This is a genomic window from Streptomyces sp. NPDC028289, from assembly GCF_055565975.1.
Genome location: NZ_JBVHTI010000012.1, coordinates 128,020 through 144,435 on the forward strand (window position 1 = coordinate 128,020; position 16,416 = coordinate 144,435).

Here is a 16,416-nt window from a genome sequence, read left to right on the forward strand (position 1 = left end):
GACGGCCAGGACGGGCGAATGCGCGGGCGTCGTCGTACAGGGCCCGTGGCAGAGCCGTCGCGGCGACATCCGTGTGGGCGGCCAGGCGTTCATCGAGGGGGTAGAACGTACCGTCGGCCGCCCGGGTCTCGGTGAGCCCGTCGGTGCTGAGGACCAGGGTCGCACCGGCCGGGAACGGTAACCAGCTGATCAGCCACTAATTGTCAGCAAAGTAGGGGCAGTTGGAGTCACCTCGGTGGAGCCGCTGGCGAACGCACCAGCCACAGCGTCCCGTTTCAGGCGGCCGGGCACCAGGAGTCGCCCGGTACATGCCATGCTCTGATGTCGCGCCTCGAGATGCTGAAGCTACTTGGCATCAGCGCAGGTCACGAACGTTGCCTAGTGCCAACTACCGATCCTGGGCACGGGATTTTGTGACGAGGATTTCCGGTCGGCACCTCAGGTCCTGGGCGGCCTTGGCGTAAGCAGCGAGGAGGACGGGAGTCCGGATCGACCGGGGCTTGATCGTCCACCTGATGCACCGGCCGCGAAGCGGGCGCGGCCTGTCGGACAGGGCCTCGGGAGGAACGCCCTGCTGTCCGGCCGTTGTGCGCGTCGCTTCGCCGCCGGTGGCCAGTCACCTCATCGCACTTCTCGGGCGTACGGCGCGACGATGATCCGGTCGATCAGCGGCGCGTAGCGGGAGCGGAGCAGTACTCCGGGGAAGGTGTCCGAGGCGTAGGTCGTGCCGTCGAAGTCGGGCAGTTCCTCGGAGCGGAAGGTGATCCTGTTCTCGCCCTTCTTCAGGTGGACGGGGACGGTCAGCTCCCAGAAGTTGTCCTGGTGGAAGGTGTGCGGGAAGCCGACGCGCTGTGTCCTGCCGCCGTTGACGCTGATGTCGGCGTGGCGGGCGAGCGGGTCCGGGTTGTAGTGGGTGGCCTCGGACTGCTCGGGGTTGGAGTAGCGGATGCGCAGCGCGTACAGGCCGGCCTTGTCCGCCGCGACCGTGAACGTCGCTGTGTTGCCGTTGCCCGGGTCACCGCCGATCCCGGTGATCGCCGTACCGTTGGTCGCCAGGGGCAGTGGGGTCAGCGTGGCCGAGCCCGCGAGTTTGGCGTCCTGCGCCTCGTACGTACGCGCCGTGAGCGTGCCGTCGGTGGGCGTGACGGTCAGCCGGTCGACGAGGGTGGTGGCCGAACCGCCGGTCGCCGTCACCTTGTTGATGCCGCCCGAGAGGGAGACGGCGACCTCGTGCCTGCCCTTGGTCACGTGTAGTACGTCGTGCCCGTTGACGGACAGCCGGGCGTCCGCGCTGCCGAGGGTGTCGACCCCGAGGGTGGCCTCGCGGTCGGCGGGCGAGTAGACCCAGAAGGTGGCCGCCTGGTTCTTTCCGAGCCTGACCGCGCCGGAGCCGGTGGCGGGTGTCGCGGTGTGCTTCGGCAGGTCGTAGACGGGCCGCGCTCCTCCGCTCGTCCAGGCCAGTTCTCCCTCGTAGACCTCGGTGGCCGCCGACGGGGACGGCAGGGACAGGGTGAGGCGGTCGACGATGGCGTCGCCCTTGGTGGCGCGCTTGCCGTCGAGGCTCTTCGCCGCGAGGGTCAGGGTGTGTTCGCCCCTGGTGAGGTGGACCTTGGTGCCGGTGTGGTCCCACACCACCCACTTGTAGCCGAGCGGCATGTACAGCTCCTGCTCGCTGTCCGCTTGCCCGTCGACCCGCAGGAAGACGTTGGTGGGGCCCTGGTCCTTCACCTTGTCGAAGGTGTTGAGGGAATTGGCGAAGACGCTCAGGTCGTAGGTGCCTTCCTCGGGCACGTCCACGGTGAAGTCGAGCGTGACGTCCGAGCCGGTGCGCAGGCCGCCGACGTCGTATCCGCCGGAGGTGTAGAACTTCGACACGTCGCTGGTCGACCCCTCCGGGCCGTTTTTGGAGTAGCCGGACCCGGTGTGGGCGGCGTCCTCCGCCTCGTACGACCCCTGCCAGCGCACCGGTGCGGTCTGCGTGCCCTTCGCCTTTCCGGCGGGGCTGAGGACGATCTCGTACGCCGAGGATTCCTTGAGCTCCGGCAGCGCGCCGTCGCCGAAGTCGACGACGACCTCGCCGTCGTCACCCACCTTCAGGTTCGTCTCCGCCAGCAGCTTCGGGCCGGAGTTGTCGCCGACCTGGCCACTCCAGTCGATCTCGCGCACCCAGGCGTGCACGCGGTCCCCGAAGACCTTCTCGGGGACGCCCGCGAAGGTGATGTGGCCCTTGCCGGTGGACCCGCCGAAGATCAGCCGGGACTGCCTCTTCTTCGTGTCGAGCGTGGCCACACCCTGCATGGTGTAGTTCTGGCCCGGGAACGGCGGGGTCACCGTCACGGTGTGCCCGCTCATGGAGGCGTACGAGTTCAGCAGCCACCACTGGCCGTTGCCACGGTTGGACTGCACGGCTGAGTCGGAGAGGTTGCCGTCGATGTTCCAGTACGCGATGTCGGCGTCCACCTTGGACTCCTCGATCGCGGACACCCACTGGATCATCTGGCCGGGGACGGAGGTGTGGTAGTTGAAGGCGTACTCGTTGATGTTGATGGGGAGTCGGGTGCCCTCGCGGTCGGTGCCCTTGAAGAGCTCCTTCTCCCAGGCCCGGTACTTGGCGACGCTCTGGCGGACCGCCTCAGGGTGGCTCAGCTCATGCCAGGTGATGACGTCGGGGAGGGTGCCGGCGGCCAGGGTGTGCGTGAGGAAGCCCTTGACCTGGTCGAAGAGGACGCTGGTGTTGGGGCCGGCGATGCGGGCGGTGGGCATCTTGCTCTTGATGAGCTGGTAGGTGGAGTCCCAGGCGGCGAAGTAGTCCTTCGGGTCGTCGAGCCAGCTGACCTTGTCGTAGCTCCAGTCGCCGGTGCCGAACATGTTGCCCTCGGGCTCGTTGAAGGGCACGAAGACGACGTTGTCCTGGTACTGCTCAGGCAGCTGCAGCACCTGGTCGACCTGCTTGGCGATCTTCTCCTCGTAGAGCCTGAGTTTTTCCGCGGGGGTGTCGCCCGGCCATTCGTAGGGGAAGCCGCGGTTGATGTCGGTCATGTAGATGTACACGTCGCCGTCGGTGGCGTCGGCCAGTGGCCTGACCACGTCCAGTGCGTCGGCACCGGGGTGCTGTGGGCCGTCCTGGGCCTTGGTGGAGACCGTGCGCAGGCCCATGCCCTCGATGAGGTTGTTGGTGGGGACGTCGGGTCCGTACACGCCGTAGAGCGTGCCGGACGCGCCGCCGTGGAAGGCGCCGGTGTCCGAGCCGAGGTCGACGGTGAGCTCGCCCTCGCGGACCACGGCAACGGTCGCCTGCACCGCGTGGCCTGCCGTCGTTCCGGTCACGGTGAACGTCCCCGGCCGGGCGTACTTCTCCGGTGGTATCGCGTCCCAGCTGATCGGCGTGTCGCGGTCGTAGCCGTCGGAGAAGGAGGCGCGGACCGCGGCGGGCAGGGAAGGGGCGGTTCCGGTCGTCGTACGGACCTCGAAGGCCGTCTGTGAGAGCTGCTGGAGGGTGGGAAGGCTCCCGACCGTGCCGGCCACCTGTTCAGCGGTGAGCGCCGAGTGCCAGACCGTGAAGTCGTCGATCGCGCCCTTGAGCAGTGGGTCCGGGTAGAAGGACTTGCCGATGTAGCCGGCAGTCGTGGCCGAACTGTCCAGCAGGTTCTGGGCGTTGACCGTCGTTGTGGCGGAGGAGACGGCCACGCCGTCGAGGTAGGTGGTGACCCGGTGGGCGGCGGTGTCGAGGGTGACGGTGACGGTTCGCCAGTCGTCGGCGGGCAGGGGCGTGTAACCGGAGGCCTGGGCTTCCGCGCCCGCTCCGCCGGTGGTCACGGCGGTGCGCAGCACGCTGCCGTTGTACGGCGTCGTGAAGAGGTACCTGGTGGTGTCGGTGCCCAGATCGAAGATCCGCTGCCAGGCCGACTGGCCGCCGCTCCACTTCACACGGGCCGAGACCGTCAAGTCGTCGGCACCGCGCAGGACTTCGGGGGGCAGTCGGACATACGCGCCGTCGGATGTGGGCGCCCCGCCGGGCAGGGACAGCGCCTTGCCGCCGCCGGCTCCCGCGACGGACTCGGCGGTGGAGGCGTTGACCAGGGTCGCTGTCAGACCGTTGCCGGAACGGTCCACGATCTTGCCGGAGGCGAGGTCGTCCTGGTCGAAGGTGTAGTGCGCGGCGGGCAGGGGTGTGTCGACCGCACGTGCGGGAACGGCAGGTGCGACCAGCAGGCCCGCACCGAGGGCCAGCGCCACGGAGGCCGGGGCCCGGCGCCGGGCGGAACTGTCAGCGGATGGCATGGATCGCGTCCTCAATCCTTGAGCGGCGGGGTCCGACGGGCCCGCCTCGGCCGGCTGATCGCCTGCGGGCTGTTACCGGTGATGAAGGGCCGGGCTTGAAGCGCTCCGTCGAATCGGTTCGATCACGTACGGACGGGGGTGGCAGGGCATGTGACCGCCGGAAGGGTCGCTTCGTCGAACCGGTTCGCTGGAAGTTAGCACCGGGGAAATCTCGCAGCAATACCCCTGACGGGAGCGGGCGGGACAAGGCGTCCAGATCTCCAGGCTGTTGCGAGAAGTGGCGTTTCGCGTATTGACAGTCGCCCGGCTTGTTCCTAACTTCACTTCACGCGAACCGGTTCGACAGCCGGTGGACGTTCTTTCCTCACCCTCCAGGATCCATGCGATCGGGCGCTCTGCTCCGCAGGAGTATCGAGCCGGTTCGAGCAAGGAGTTGCCGTGAACATCGGTGAGATCGCCCGGCGGGCCGGTGTCTCGAGGAGCACCGTGTCGTACGCGCTGAGCGGCAAGCGCCCGGTCTCGGACGACACGCGTCGGAAGATCCAGCAGGTCATCGACGAGTTGGGCTACCGCCCGAACGCCAGCGCGCGTGCCCTTGCCAACGGCCGGACCAGCACGATCGGCCTGGTGTTCCCGCCGGCCGGCAACCACTACACCGGGATGCAGCTGGACTTCATCGGGAGTGTGGTGGAGGCCGCCGCCGCCTACGACTACGACGTACTGCTGTCTCCGAGCGGCGTGGACAGCGACCGTTCGTTCCAGCGACTGCTGGGGGAGCAGCGCGTCGACGGTGCGATCCTGATGGAGATCCGGCTGGCGGACGACCGGGTCGACCACCTGGCCGACCTGGGGTTCCCTTCCGTCGCCATCGGCCGCACCGCCCACCCGGAGGGCGGCTGGTGGGTCGGGCTGGACCACACCGCGCTCGCGGCGGCCTGCGTGCACCACCTCGCGGACCTGGGCCACACGAGGGTCGCGTTCGTCAACCGGCCCGAGCAGCTGCTGCGCGCCGGATACGAGTCCGCGCACCGCGGCCTGGACGGCTTCACCAAGGCCGCGGCCGAGCGCGGGCTGGCGATACGGACGTACTGCTGCGAGGACGACGCCGCCTCCGGCGAGGCCTGCCTGGATCGGATCCTGCACGATGAACCGGCCACGACGGCCCTGGTCACGCTGAACGAGGCCGCGCTGGGCGGTCTCTACCGGGGGCTGGCCCGGGCGGGCCGTCATGTGCCGCGTGATTTCTCCGTCACCGGGGTCGTCGCCAGCCGGTGGGCGGAGACGGTGACCCCGCAGCTCACCGCCGCCGACGTACCGGCGGAGGAGATGGGCCGGCGCGCCGTCGACCTGCTGGTGGAGCGGCTCGACCACCCCGAGGCGCCGCCCCGGCACCACCTCCTCACTCCCCCCATCTCGCTGCGGGCCAGCACCGGGCCCGCCGGGACCAGTACCGCGCCCTGAACATCACCTGGTCCTGACCGCACCCGCGTAGTCCTCCCGGCTTCACTTCAACGGACGCCCGAACCGCTCGACAGCGCTGTTCGCCGTGCCCGTCTCTCCTCACGCCTCAGGCCTTCACCACCCCGTGCCCTCGGCACCGGCATGCCCAGAACAAAGGAAACCTCGCGATGAACAGCTCCTCCAGACAGCGCAGGCTGACCGCCGCGGCCATCACCGCCCTCGCCGTGGCCGTCGCCGCCACCGCCTGTTCCTCCGGCTCGGGCAACACCGGCACGACGAGCGCCGGCAGCGGCACGTACACGATCTGGGACCCGTACCCGCAGTTCGACAAGACCTCCGACTGGGCGAAGCTGCTGGACCAGTGCGGTACCAAGGCCGGGGTGAAGATCAAGCGGACCGGCTTCGACACCAGCGATCTGGGCAACAAGACGCTGCTCGCGGCCCAGCAGGGCAACTCCCCGGACGTCCTCATCGTCGACAACCCGGTGGTGTCGACCCTGGCCGAGGCGGGTGTCCTCACCACGACGGACGACACCGAGCTGGACACCTCGAAGGTCGACCCCAACCTGCTCGCGGCCGGCCAGTCGGGCGGCAAGACCTACGGCACCCCGATCGGGGCCAACACCCTCGCCCTCTACTACAACAAGGACGTGCTCGAGAAGGCCGGGGTGGACATCGCCTCGGTCAAGGACTGGACGTCGCTCACGGCGGCGCTGGCGAAGGTCAGGAAGGCAGGCAAGAAGGGCATCACCTTCTCGGCGATCGGAACGGAGGAGGGCAGCTTCCAGTTCCTGCCCTGGTTCTGGGGCGCGGGCGCGAAGCTGACCGAACTCGACTCCGCCCAGGGAGTGTCCGCGCTGGCCCTGTGGAAGGACTGGCTGAAGAACGGCTACGCCCCCAACTCGGTCCTCAACAACACCCAGACCACCAGCTGGCAGGAGTTCGCGAGCGGGGACTACGCGTTCAGCGAGAACGGCACCTGGCAGCTCGCCAACGCCAAGAAGGCCGGCTTCGACTACGGAGTGCTGCCCATACCCGGCGTGAACGGCGGGAACGCCGCAGCCCCGACCGGCGGCGAGTTCGTGACCGTCCCGGTCCAGAAGGACACCGGCCGCTACGCCACCTCCCAGAAGCTGGCGACCTGTCTGACCAGCACCACCAACCTGTACACCACCGACAGCACCCTGTCCTACGTGGCCCCCACCGGTGAGGTCCAGGACAAGCAGGTGGCCGCGAACGCCGAGCTCAAGCCGTGGGTCGAGGCGGTCAAGGCGGCCAAGGGCCGTACCAGTGACGATCTGGGCACCAAGTACCCCAAGATCTCCGAGCAGATGTGGAAGGCCGTTCAGTCCGCGCTCAGCGGCTCCCAATCGCCCAAGGACGCCCTCACCGCGGCGCAGGCCGCGGCCAAGTGACGTGAGCCCGATGAAGCAGACCACACATCCGCCGGACCACCGGTCCGCGGGCGTCCCGGGCGGGGCGGCGGACGTCGCCCCGCCCCCGGCGCGCAGCCCGGGACGCCGCCTGCCCACCTCCACCCTGGGGGTCCCCCCGGGCGGAGCCTGGGGGAGGGCCGCCTGGGGGTTCCTCGCCCCGGTGATCCTCTACCTCGGCCTCTTCTACGCCTATCCCCTCTACCGCAACCTCGACCTGAGCCTGCGCGACTACACCGTCCGCTCCTTCGTCCAGGGCGACGCCCCCTTCACCGGGCTGGCCAACTATCGCAAGGTCTTCGACGATCCGACCTTCGCCCCCGCCCTGCTCCACACCGCGGTCTTCACCGCCGTATGCCTCGTCTTCCAGTACGCCATCGGACTCGCCCTCGCGGTCTTCTTCAACCAGAACTTCCGGCTCTCGGCCACGCTCCGCGCCCTGTTCCTCGTGCCCTGGCTGCTGCCGCTGATCGTCTCGGCCTCCACCTGGTCCTGGATGCTCAACAGCGAGTCGGGCGTCGTCAACGCCACCCTGCACGCCGTCGGCATCGGGCCGGTCAACTGGCTGACCTCACCGTCCTGGTCGCTGACCTCGGTCATCATCGCGAACGTCTGGATCGGTGTCCCGTTCAACCTGGTCGTGCTGTACAGCGGCCTGCAGTCCATCCCAGCCGGCCTGTACGAGGCGGCCGCGATCGACGGAGCGGGCGCCTGGCGGCGCTTCTGGAGCATCACCTTCCCGCTGTTGCGCCCGGTGTCGGCGATCACCCTGCTGCTCGGCCTGGTCTACACGCTCAAGGTCTTCGACATCATCTGGATCATGACGAAGGGCGGCCCGGCCGACTCCTCCACGACCTTCGCCACCTGGTCCTACCAGCTCGGCTTCGGCAACCTCCTGCCGGCCTTCGGCCCCGGCGCGGCCGTCGGCAACCTGCTCGTGGTCGCCGCCCTTGTCTTCGGCCTGGTCTACGTCCGGGTGCAGAGAAAGCAGGCGCTGTCATGAGCCGAAGCCGCAGGCATACACGGATGAAGACCACGATCGGCGTCCTGCTGACCGCGATCATGCTCTTCCCGGTCTACTGGATGGTCAACGTCTCCCTCACCCGCGACCAGGACATGCGCAAGAGCCCGCCGGACCTGCTGCCGCTGCACGGCACCCTGGCCGGCTACCGCACCGTGCTCGACGAGCAGTTGCCCTACCTCGGCACCAGCCTCGTCATCGGACTGGGCACCGTCGCTCTGACCGTGGCCCTGTCCGCCCCCGCCGGCTACGCCCTGGCCACACTGCGCCCGCGCGGCGGCGGCATCCTCAACTTCGTCCTGCTGGCCGCCCAGATGATCCCCGGCATCATCATGGCGATGGGCTTCTACGCCATCTACCTCCAGCTCGGCCTGCTCCAGTCGGTCCCCGGCCTGATCGTCGCCGACTCCACCCTGGCCGTCCCCTTCGGCGTCCTCATCTTCACCGCGTTCATGTCCGGCATCCCCGGCGAACTCCTCCAGGCCGCCACGACCGACGGGGCCGGGCCGCTGCGTACGTTCTGGTCCATCGTTCTGCCGATCAGCCGCAACGCCGTCGTCACGGTGTCCCTGTTCGCGTTCCTGTGGTCCTGGTCCGACTTCGTCTTCGCCAGCACCCTTGTCAACGGCGGCGCCCACGAGCCGATCACCCTCGGCATCTACCACTACATCGGCAACAACAACCAGCAGTGGAACGCCATCATGGCCACCGCCGTCGTCGCCTCCCTGCCGGCCGCCGTCATCCTCGTCCTCGCCCAGCGCTACGTCGCCGCAGGCGTGACCGCCGGCGCCGTCAAGGACTGAGCCGCCCGCCCCTGCCACGCCGGCCGACCCTCTCGTGCGTCGTCCGGTCGCTGCCCCCTGCCCAAGAAACGAGTCACGCCACATGACCGCCGCCCGACCCGGCCCGGCATTCTCCGTCCACGACATCCCGTTCAGCACGTACGGATCATGGTTCGACATATCTCCCGTGATCGCGGAGAAGACGTATGCCGAGGACCTGCACCTCGTCTCGCACCAGAACGGCATGCACGGCGTCTTGCGCCTGGTCCCTTCGGACCCGACGACGGGCGACCGCGCCGAGACCCGTGTCGCGGCTGCACCGGGCCTGCTGAGCTGGATCGGCGAGAGCGGGCGCGTCGACCTCGCCTACGAGTCGCCGGACACCGTGCGGTTGCGGGGAAGCGGCCTGGGTATCGGCGTGTTCGCCGCCGCTCGCACCCTGACGCCATTCAGCGGCACGTACCTCTTCCACGACCCGGCGGCGGGCGCCCACGTGTTCACCTCGTACGAGACCGGGCGCCGCTACCGCGTGACCCTGTTGTCCGGAACCATCGCCGAGACCACCGGAACCCAGGCCCTGGGCAGCGCCGACCGCGGCGTCGCGGTCACGGCGGACGGGCCCTGGGAGATCGCGATCGAGGAACTCGACACTGCCCGCCCGCGGTACGCGACCTCGGCCACCTTCGACGACATCGTGGAGACCGCACGGGGCGCGTTCGCGAGCTTCGTCGACGCGGTGGCACCCTGGCGCTCGGCCGCCACCCCGGCAGCCGAACTCGCCGCCTACGTCATCTGGTCGGCGACCGTACGGCCGACAGGGCTCGTCACCCGGCCCGCCGTACTGATGTCCAAGCACTGGATGGACAAGGTCTGGAGCTGGGACCACTGCTTCAACGCCCTTGCTCTGACGTCGGGCCGGCCGGAACTGGGTTGGGACCAGTTCCACCTGCCCTTCGACCACCAGGACGCCACCGGCGCTCTGCCCGACTCCGTCACCCACTCCGAGGTCCTGCACAACTTCGTCAAGCCACCCATTCACGGCTGGGCCTTGGGCCACCTGCGCCGTCGCCTGCCGACGCCACCAAGCCAGGCCGAACTGCTCGAGACCTACGAGCGGTTGGAGGGCTGGACGAACTTCTGGCTCACAGCCAGGCGTGCCCCCGCTGACGAACTCCCCTACTACCAGCACGGCAACGACAGCGGATGGGACAACGCCACCACCTTCGACCCCGAGCGAGTGGTCGTCAGCGCCGACCTGGCCGCGTTCCTCGTCCTGCAGCTGCACGAACTCGCCGATCTGGCAGAAGAAGTGGGCAGGACGGAAGAGGCGGGGCGGTGGACTCGTACGGCCGAGGGCATCCAGGCCGCGCTGTTCGAGCAGCTTTGGACCGGCGACCGTTTCGTCACCCGCGGGGTCGGCACCGGGGCGACCTGGAGCAGCACCAGCCTCCTCGACCTGATGCCCATCGTGCTGGGCGAGCACCTCCCCGCCGAGGTCGGCATTGCGCTCGCCGACCGCATCAAGGCTCATCTCACGCCGCACGGCCTGGCCACCGAACTGACCACCTCGCCGCACTACCTCGCCGACGGCTACTGGCGCGGCCCCATCTGGGCACCCGCCACCATCCTCGTCGAGGACGGCCTGCGCCGCGCCGGCCACCACCGCCTGGCCGACGACATCAGCGCCCGCTTCCGCGCCTTGTGCGAGATTCACGGCTTCGCCGAGAACTTCGACGCACTCACCGGAACGGGTCTGCGTGACCGCGCCTACACCTGGACCGCCAGCAGTTACCTCCTGCTCGCGGAAGCGCACGCGCACCGAGACGGCCGCTGACCGGCCGTCGTCCGCACAGCCCCGGGGCCCCCGAGGTCCCGGTGCTTCCTCCCCTCCCCAGGAGCCGCACAATGAAGTCACCCGCAACGCTCCCCGGAACCGGGCCCCGCACCAGACGCCGGGCAGTGTCGACCTTCGCCGTCCTCACGGCTGCCCTGGCCTCGACCCTGGTGCCCGCCGCTCCCTCCCAGGCCGCCGACACCGGCGTCACCGTCGACTTCGCCACCGCCGGAGTCGCGCCCACCTACCACGCCTCCGGAATGATCTACGGGTTGACGCCGGACGGCTCACTCCCGCAGGACCACTTCTTCAAGGACATCAAGTGGCACTTCATGCGGGCCGGCGGCGCCCAGCTCAACAGCGGTGGCTACGCCACCAGTCTCGCCGACTACCAGACCCGCTGGAACTCGACCCTGGCCCAGTACAAGCGGACCGCTGCCCTCGGCGGCACGTTCGTGCTGCTGCCGCACGACCTGTGGGGCGCGGACGGTACTACCACTCAGGGCTGGCCTGGCGACAACGGCGACTGGACCCAGTTCGACAACTTCGTCACCCAGCTCATAGGCGACGTCAAAGCCAACAACATGACGGTCCAGTGGGACCTGTGGAACGAGCCCGACGGCGCCGGGTTCTGGAAGCCCTCGCAAGCCCAGTACCTGCAGATGTGGTCGCGCTTCTACGCCCGGGTCCGGGCCGCTTTCCCGAACCAGCTCATCGTCGGCCCCAGCATCGCCGGCCAGCCGAACTCGTCCAACACCTGGTGGACGACCTACCTGAACTACATCAAGGCCAACAACGTCGCCCCGGACATCTACAGCTGGCACGACGAGCCGGGCGACCCCGCCACCGACGTCGGCCGTGCCAACTCCACCCTCGCCGCCGCCGGACTCACCAACACCCGCCCCTACCAGATCAACGAGTACGCCACCCTGTCCATGCAGTCCCCCGGGGGCGGCGCCTGGTTCATCGGCCGCCTGGAACGGGCCGGTGCCGACGGCCTTCGTGGGAACTGGGCCTCCGGCACCGGCCTTCACGACGACGAGGCCAACCTGCTCACGAAGAACAGCGCCGGCCAGTACCTGCCGCTGGGTGAGTGGTTCATGTACCGCTACTACGGCTCCCAGAGCGGCAGCATCGTCAACCTGGTCCCCGGGACCGGCACTGACGGCCTGGCCACCAAGGACAACGCCGCCGCGAACGCCAAGATCCTCCTCGGCAGCAGCGGCAACACCGGTACCGTCACCGTCAAGCTGACCGGCCTGAACACCACGTCGGTGGTGGAGAACGGTCAGGTGCGCGCGGTGGTGCAGCGCGTCCCGTACAACAACGGCGCCGCGGTCGCCGGCCCCGAGACGATCGCCGACACCACGCTGAGCGTCGGCAACAATGCCGCCTCGGTCAACATCCCCTGGAGCAACGCCAAGGACGGCTACACCGTCACCCTCCTCCCCCCCTCCAACACCACCATCCCCACGGTCGCGGTCAGCGAGAACAGCGGCCAGTGCCTGGACGACACCAACCTGAGCACCGCCAACAGCACCCCGTACCAGCAGTACTACTGCGAGGGCGGCTACCAGCAGATGCTCGACCTCAGGCCGGTCAGCGGCAAGACCAACACCTACACCGTGGTCGACGAGCTGAGCGGCAAGTGCCTCGATGTCTCCGGCGCCTCCACCGCCGACGGCGCCTCCGTCATCCAGTACACCTGCAACGGCGGGACCAACCAGCAGTTCACCCTCGACCCCGTCACCGCGCTCGGCAACGGCAAGGACTACCAGATCGTCGCCGTCCACAGCGGCAAGTGCGTCGACGTCAGTAACGTCTCCACCACGGCCGGCGCGCTGATCCACCAGTGGACCTGCGATCCGGCGAGCGCGCTGAGCACCAAGAAGAACCAGATCTGGCGCCTGCTCGGCAAAGCCTGACAGCCGGCAGCCCCGTCACGGCCACACGCGCCTCGCCTGTTGCCGTTCGGCGAACTCGGCAACGCGTTCGCCCTGCGGGGACCTCGCCGAGAAGATGCTGCTGACCGCCTCGTACGGCCTGAACCGGCAGGTGGATCGAGTCGACGCCTGGATACGGCCGCTCACTGCGCGGCGTGGTGGGTGCGGCGGAAGGCGCCCGGTGTCGTGCCGGTGTGGCGGGTGAAGAACTTGCCGAAGTTGGGCAAGGACGATGAGCAGGATCGTGGTGTTCGGAGCCGCCGGAAAGGCCGGCTCCCGTGTCGTCGCCGAGGCCGCCGCCCGTGGTCACGAGGTCACCGCGGTGGCCCGGGACCTCTCCCGGATCGCTTCGGTGCCCGGCGGGGTGCGGCTGGTGTCCGGCGACGTCACCGATGCCGGGACGGTCGCCGACCTGGGCAAGGACGCCGACGCGCTGGTGCTGACCGTCGGCGGACCCGATGCGCGCCTGTACACCGATGCCGTGGCGTCCGTCGCCTCCGCCGGGCGGTCCCTCGCCCCCGGCCGGGCCCCGCATCCTGCACATGGGCGGCGGAACCCGGCCGCGCTCGCCGCCTCGGCCCGCTCCCGGAGGCCGAGCGGACTGCGCTGGTCGGCGCCGGCCGGGTCGGCGGCGCCGGCCGTGGTCCAGCAGGTGGCCAGCAGATCCTCGGTGTGCATGTGCCTCGTCCGCCCCTCGCCTCGTCCGTCCCGGCCCAGGCCCCCTGGTGCCTTCCGGGATCCAGCGGATCCACCGCCCGCCCGCGCCGCGGTGCGCCTGCGGGGCTACGCGGCGCCGCGCAGTACCGAGCGCAGGTGTTCGGCGCTGGCCCACACGTCCTCGACCGGGCCCTTCTCCTTGGGTTCCGCGGTGAGGATGGTGTCCTGTTCGAGGACGTACCAGCCGTCGTAGCCGCGGCTGGTGAGGTGGGTGACGATGGCCTGGACGTCGACGTCTCCGGCGCCCAGCGGGCGGTACATGCCGGCGCGGACGGCGTCGGTGTAGGTCAGGCGGCCGGACTGGACCTTGGCGGCGAGGGAGGCGTCCACGTCCTTCATGTGGGTGTGCGCGATCCGCTCGGGGGCCTGCCGGGTCAGCTCCGCCGGGTCGGTGCCGCCGATGAGCAGGTGGCCGGTGTCCAGACAGAGGGAGATCGACGAGTCCTCCAGGACCCGGCGGACCTCGTCGCCGTTCTCGATCATCGTGCCGACGTGCGGGTGCAGAACGGCCCGTACCCCGCGCTCGGCGGCCAGCGCGGTCAGCCGGTCGAGGTTGGACAGGAGCAGCTTCCAGCCGTCGGCGTCGAGTTCGGGGCGGGAGTCGTAGCCGTCCTGGCCGGTGATGGCGGACAGGACGAGGACCTCCGCGTCCGAGGCGGCGTAGTTCGCCAGGAGCTGTTCCGCCTCGGGCAGCGGGTCGTGGCCCGGGACGTGCAGCAGCAGCGGGGTGAAGCCGCCGACGGCGTGCAGGTCGTGGTCGGCCAGGACGCGGGCCATCGCCTCCGGGGCGGCGGGCAGGAACCCGTCGGGGCCGAACTCGGTGGCGGCCAGGCCGACCTCGCGCATCTCCTTCAGCACCCGCTCGGGCGTCAACTGGTAGCCCCAGCCGGGCACTTCGCACACGCCCCAGGAGATGGGCGCGCCGGCGATCCGGTTCTGCTGTGGGGTGGTCATGCCGTGGCCTTTCGGTGGTTCCAGTGGGGGGCGGCGACGCCTGGGGCGGCGTCGACGAGGACCGGAGTCGTCGCCGGGTGCGTCATACCCGTCCGGGGGCGGGTGCGGAGGGCGTCCGGGTGGTGGAAGAGCGGGCGGCCGGTCCGTCGTCCGAGGGGCGGCGCGGCTCCCGGCTGGACCCGGCGGCCCCGGCCGCACCGCGGCTCCGCCTCCGGCCGTCGACCGGCAACTCCACGGGCGCCATCGCCCTCCCCGTTCAGGAAACTGTCGGAACGCGGCCGTGGCCGACGCGCCGACCGGTCGCGCAACGTCAACGGCCAGCCCGTTCACGTGGTCGCAACGCTAGGGTCGGGATGGGATTTGGTGAAGCCCCCGAATCCCTCAATTGGCCATCATCGGGACCGTCATTTGCCCGTCATCGCGCGGCCCGCCGCCATGGGGTGTCCCGGCCGTGCGTGTCCCGGCCACGCGTCGTCCGCGGTCTGATGGCGACGGAGCTCGTCCACACCCGGCCCGCTCTATCTCCAACCTGTGTTGTTCCTAGAATGGCCGGGTGAACGACATCGACGCGATCGCGGCGTTGCAGGATCCGGTGCGACGTCGGCTGTACGAGTACGTGGCCGCGCAGGGCCGCGAGGTCGGCCGTAACGAGGCCGCCGAGGCGACCGGGGTGGCACGCACGCTCGCCGCGCACCATCTGGACAGGCTGGCCGAGGCCGGGCTGCTCGACACCGGCAGCCGGCGGCTGACCGGGCGCTCGGGACCGGGCGCGGGCCGGCCGGCCAAGGTGTACACGCGGGCCCGGGAGGAGCGGGCGGTGTCGCTGCCCGCCCGCGACTACCGCACCGCCGCCGAGCTGCTCGCCGAAGCCGCCGAGCAGGCGGGGCTGGATGCCGGGCTCTGTGCGGCCGCACGCCGTCGCGGCGAGGCCCTGCGGGGCTCGGCGCCACCCTGTGGCGGCCTCGAAGAGGCCATGGAGACGCTCGCGGCCCGCGGTTACGAACCGCACCTGGAGGCCGCCGGGGCCGCGGAGGGCGTCGGGGGCGCGGGGGAAGCCGCGGGCGCCGGGGCCGCGGCCGTCGTCCGGATGCGCAACTGCCCTTTCCATGCCGTCGCCGAACGCTTCCCGCCGCTCGTCTGCGGGATGAACCTCGCCCTGCTGGAGGGGCTGCTCGGTACCGGCGGTGCGGTCCGGGCCCGCATGGCCGCCCGGCCGGGCGAGTGCTGCGTGGTGGTGGAGGCTGCTGACGAAGAACTCTAAAAACAACGTAGATTGACATAGAAGGGGGTGCGTGCTGGTATGAGGCCATGACCGCATCCGCGTACGCAGCCCACCTCGCCCAGCTGAACGTCGCCACGCTCCGCTTCCCCCTCGACGACCCGCGCATGGCGCCGTTCGTCGAGATGCTCGACACGGTCAACGCCGCCGCCGACGAAGCGCCCGGCTTCGTGTGGCGGCTCGTGGAGGAAGGGGCGGACGACGCCACCGCCCTGCGCCCGGCGGGCGAGGACGTCATCGTCAACCTGACGGTGTGGGAGACCCAGGAGACGCTGTGGGGCTTCACCTACCGCAGCGAGCACCTGGACGTCCTGCGGCGCCGGCGCGAGTGGTTCGAGCGGCACGTCGAGGCGCACATGGTGCTCTGGTGGGTCCCCGCCGGTCACCTTCCGAGCACCGGCGAGGCCCTGGAACGGCTGGCCGACCTCCGCGCACACGGACCCTCGGCGCGCGCCTTCACCTTCGCCTCCGCCTACTCCGCGGACGAGGCCGCGGCCGCCCTCGCACCGCGCCCGGGAGCGGACGTCCGTACCGCTCCCGCCGGGCGCGGGTGAGGGGCGTGTGCCGGGACGTCCGTGCCCGTGCCGGGTGAGACCCGCGCGGCCGGTCTCACCCGGCAGCGCCGGGCACACCACCGTCAGCAGGCAGAACGCGGCGATGACCGCGGAGACGAGCGGCATGGCCCCGGTCCCGGGATCCGGTAGCCGGGGG

The 16,416-nt window shown here is 70.0% G+C and carries 10 protein-coding genes and 2 pseudogenes; 9 read left to right on the forward strand and 3 right to left on the reverse strand.

Going from position 1 to position 16,416, the window contains the following annotated elements:
• Nucleotides 1-4: 4 nt before the first annotated feature.
• Nucleotides 5-190, reverse strand: a pseudogene (locus tag ACZ4UV_RS47040) (SpoIIE family protein phosphatase); the annotation flags it as partial.
• 431 nt (nt 191-621) lie between these two features.
• Nucleotides 622-4,281: a LamG-like jellyroll fold domain-containing protein gene (locus tag ACZ4UV_RS47045; protein ID WP_467847707.1), complete on the reverse strand. Its 3,660-nt coding sequence runs from the start codon at nt 4,279-4,281 to the stop codon at nt 622-624.
• Nucleotides 4,282-4,719: 438 nt separating this feature from the next.
• On the opposite strand from ACZ4UV_RS47045, the gene ACZ4UV_RS47050 reads away from it, so the two are divergent.
• From ACZ4UV_RS47050 to ACZ4UV_RS47080, 7 genes and pseudogenes are all read left to right on the forward strand, one after another.
• Entirely contained in the window at nt 4,720-5,742 is a 1,023-nt protein-coding gene (locus ACZ4UV_RS47050) for a LacI family DNA-binding transcriptional regulator (RefSeq protein ID WP_467847711.1), read from the forward strand.
• Between the two features lie 167 nt (nt 5,743-5,909).
• Entirely contained in the window at nt 5,910-7,157 is a 1,248-nt protein-coding gene (locus ACZ4UV_RS47055; protein ID WP_467847714.1) for a sugar ABC transporter substrate-binding protein, read from the forward strand.
• Between the two features lie 10 nt (nt 7,158-7,167).
• On the forward strand, nt 7,168-8,178 hold the full coding sequence (locus ACZ4UV_RS47060) for a carbohydrate ABC transporter permease (RefSeq protein ID WP_451016974.1): 1,011 nt from the start codon (nt 7,168-7,170) through the stop codon (nt 8,176-8,178).
• 23 nt (nt 8,179-8,201) lie between these two features.
• Nucleotides 8,202-8,999, forward strand: coding sequence for a carbohydrate ABC transporter permease (locus ACZ4UV_RS47065; RefSeq protein ID WP_451016973.1), 798 nt, complete (start codon nt 8,202-8,204; stop codon nt 8,997-8,999).
• Between the two features lie 82 nt (nt 9,000-9,081).
• On the forward strand, nt 9,082-10,812 hold the full coding sequence (locus ACZ4UV_RS47070; RefSeq protein WP_467847718.1) for an amylo-alpha-1,6-glucosidase: 1,731 nt from the start codon (nt 9,082-9,084) through the stop codon (nt 10,810-10,812).
• Between the two features lie 71 nt (nt 10,813-10,883).
• Entirely contained in the window at nt 10,884-12,737 is a 1,854-nt protein-coding gene (locus ACZ4UV_RS47075; RefSeq protein WP_467847721.1) for an RICIN domain-containing protein, read from the forward strand.
• Between the two features lie 250 nt (nt 12,738-12,987).
• A pseudogene (locus ACZ4UV_RS47080) lies at nt 12,988-13,179 on the forward strand (NAD(P)H-binding protein); the annotation flags it as partial.
• Between the two features lie 359 nt (nt 13,180-13,538).
• Here the strand turns inward: ACZ4UV_RS47080 and ACZ4UV_RS47085 are convergent.
• A complete protein-coding gene (locus ACZ4UV_RS47085; RefSeq protein WP_390040984.1) occupies nt 13,539-14,426 on the reverse strand; it encodes a sugar phosphate isomerase/epimerase family protein in 888 nt (295 codons plus the stop codon).
• A 553-nt stretch (nt 14,427-14,979) separates the two neighbouring features.
• Here ACZ4UV_RS47085 and ACZ4UV_RS47090 point away from each other — a divergent pair.
• Both ACZ4UV_RS47090 and ACZ4UV_RS47095 read left to right on the forward strand, forming a co-directional pair.
• Nucleotides 14,980-15,687: a helix-turn-helix transcriptional regulator gene (locus ACZ4UV_RS47090; RefSeq protein ID WP_451016970.1), complete on the forward strand. Its 708-nt coding sequence runs from the start codon at nt 14,980-14,982 to the stop codon at nt 15,685-15,687.
• Between the two features lie 47 nt (nt 15,688-15,734).
• The gene (locus ACZ4UV_RS47095; protein WP_390040987.1) at nt 15,735-16,259 is read left to right on the forward strand and encodes a DUF3291 domain-containing protein; all 525 of its coding nucleotides are present in this window, start codon (nt 15,735-15,737) and stop codon (nt 16,257-16,259) included.
• Nucleotides 16,260-16,416: the final 157 nt, after the last annotated feature.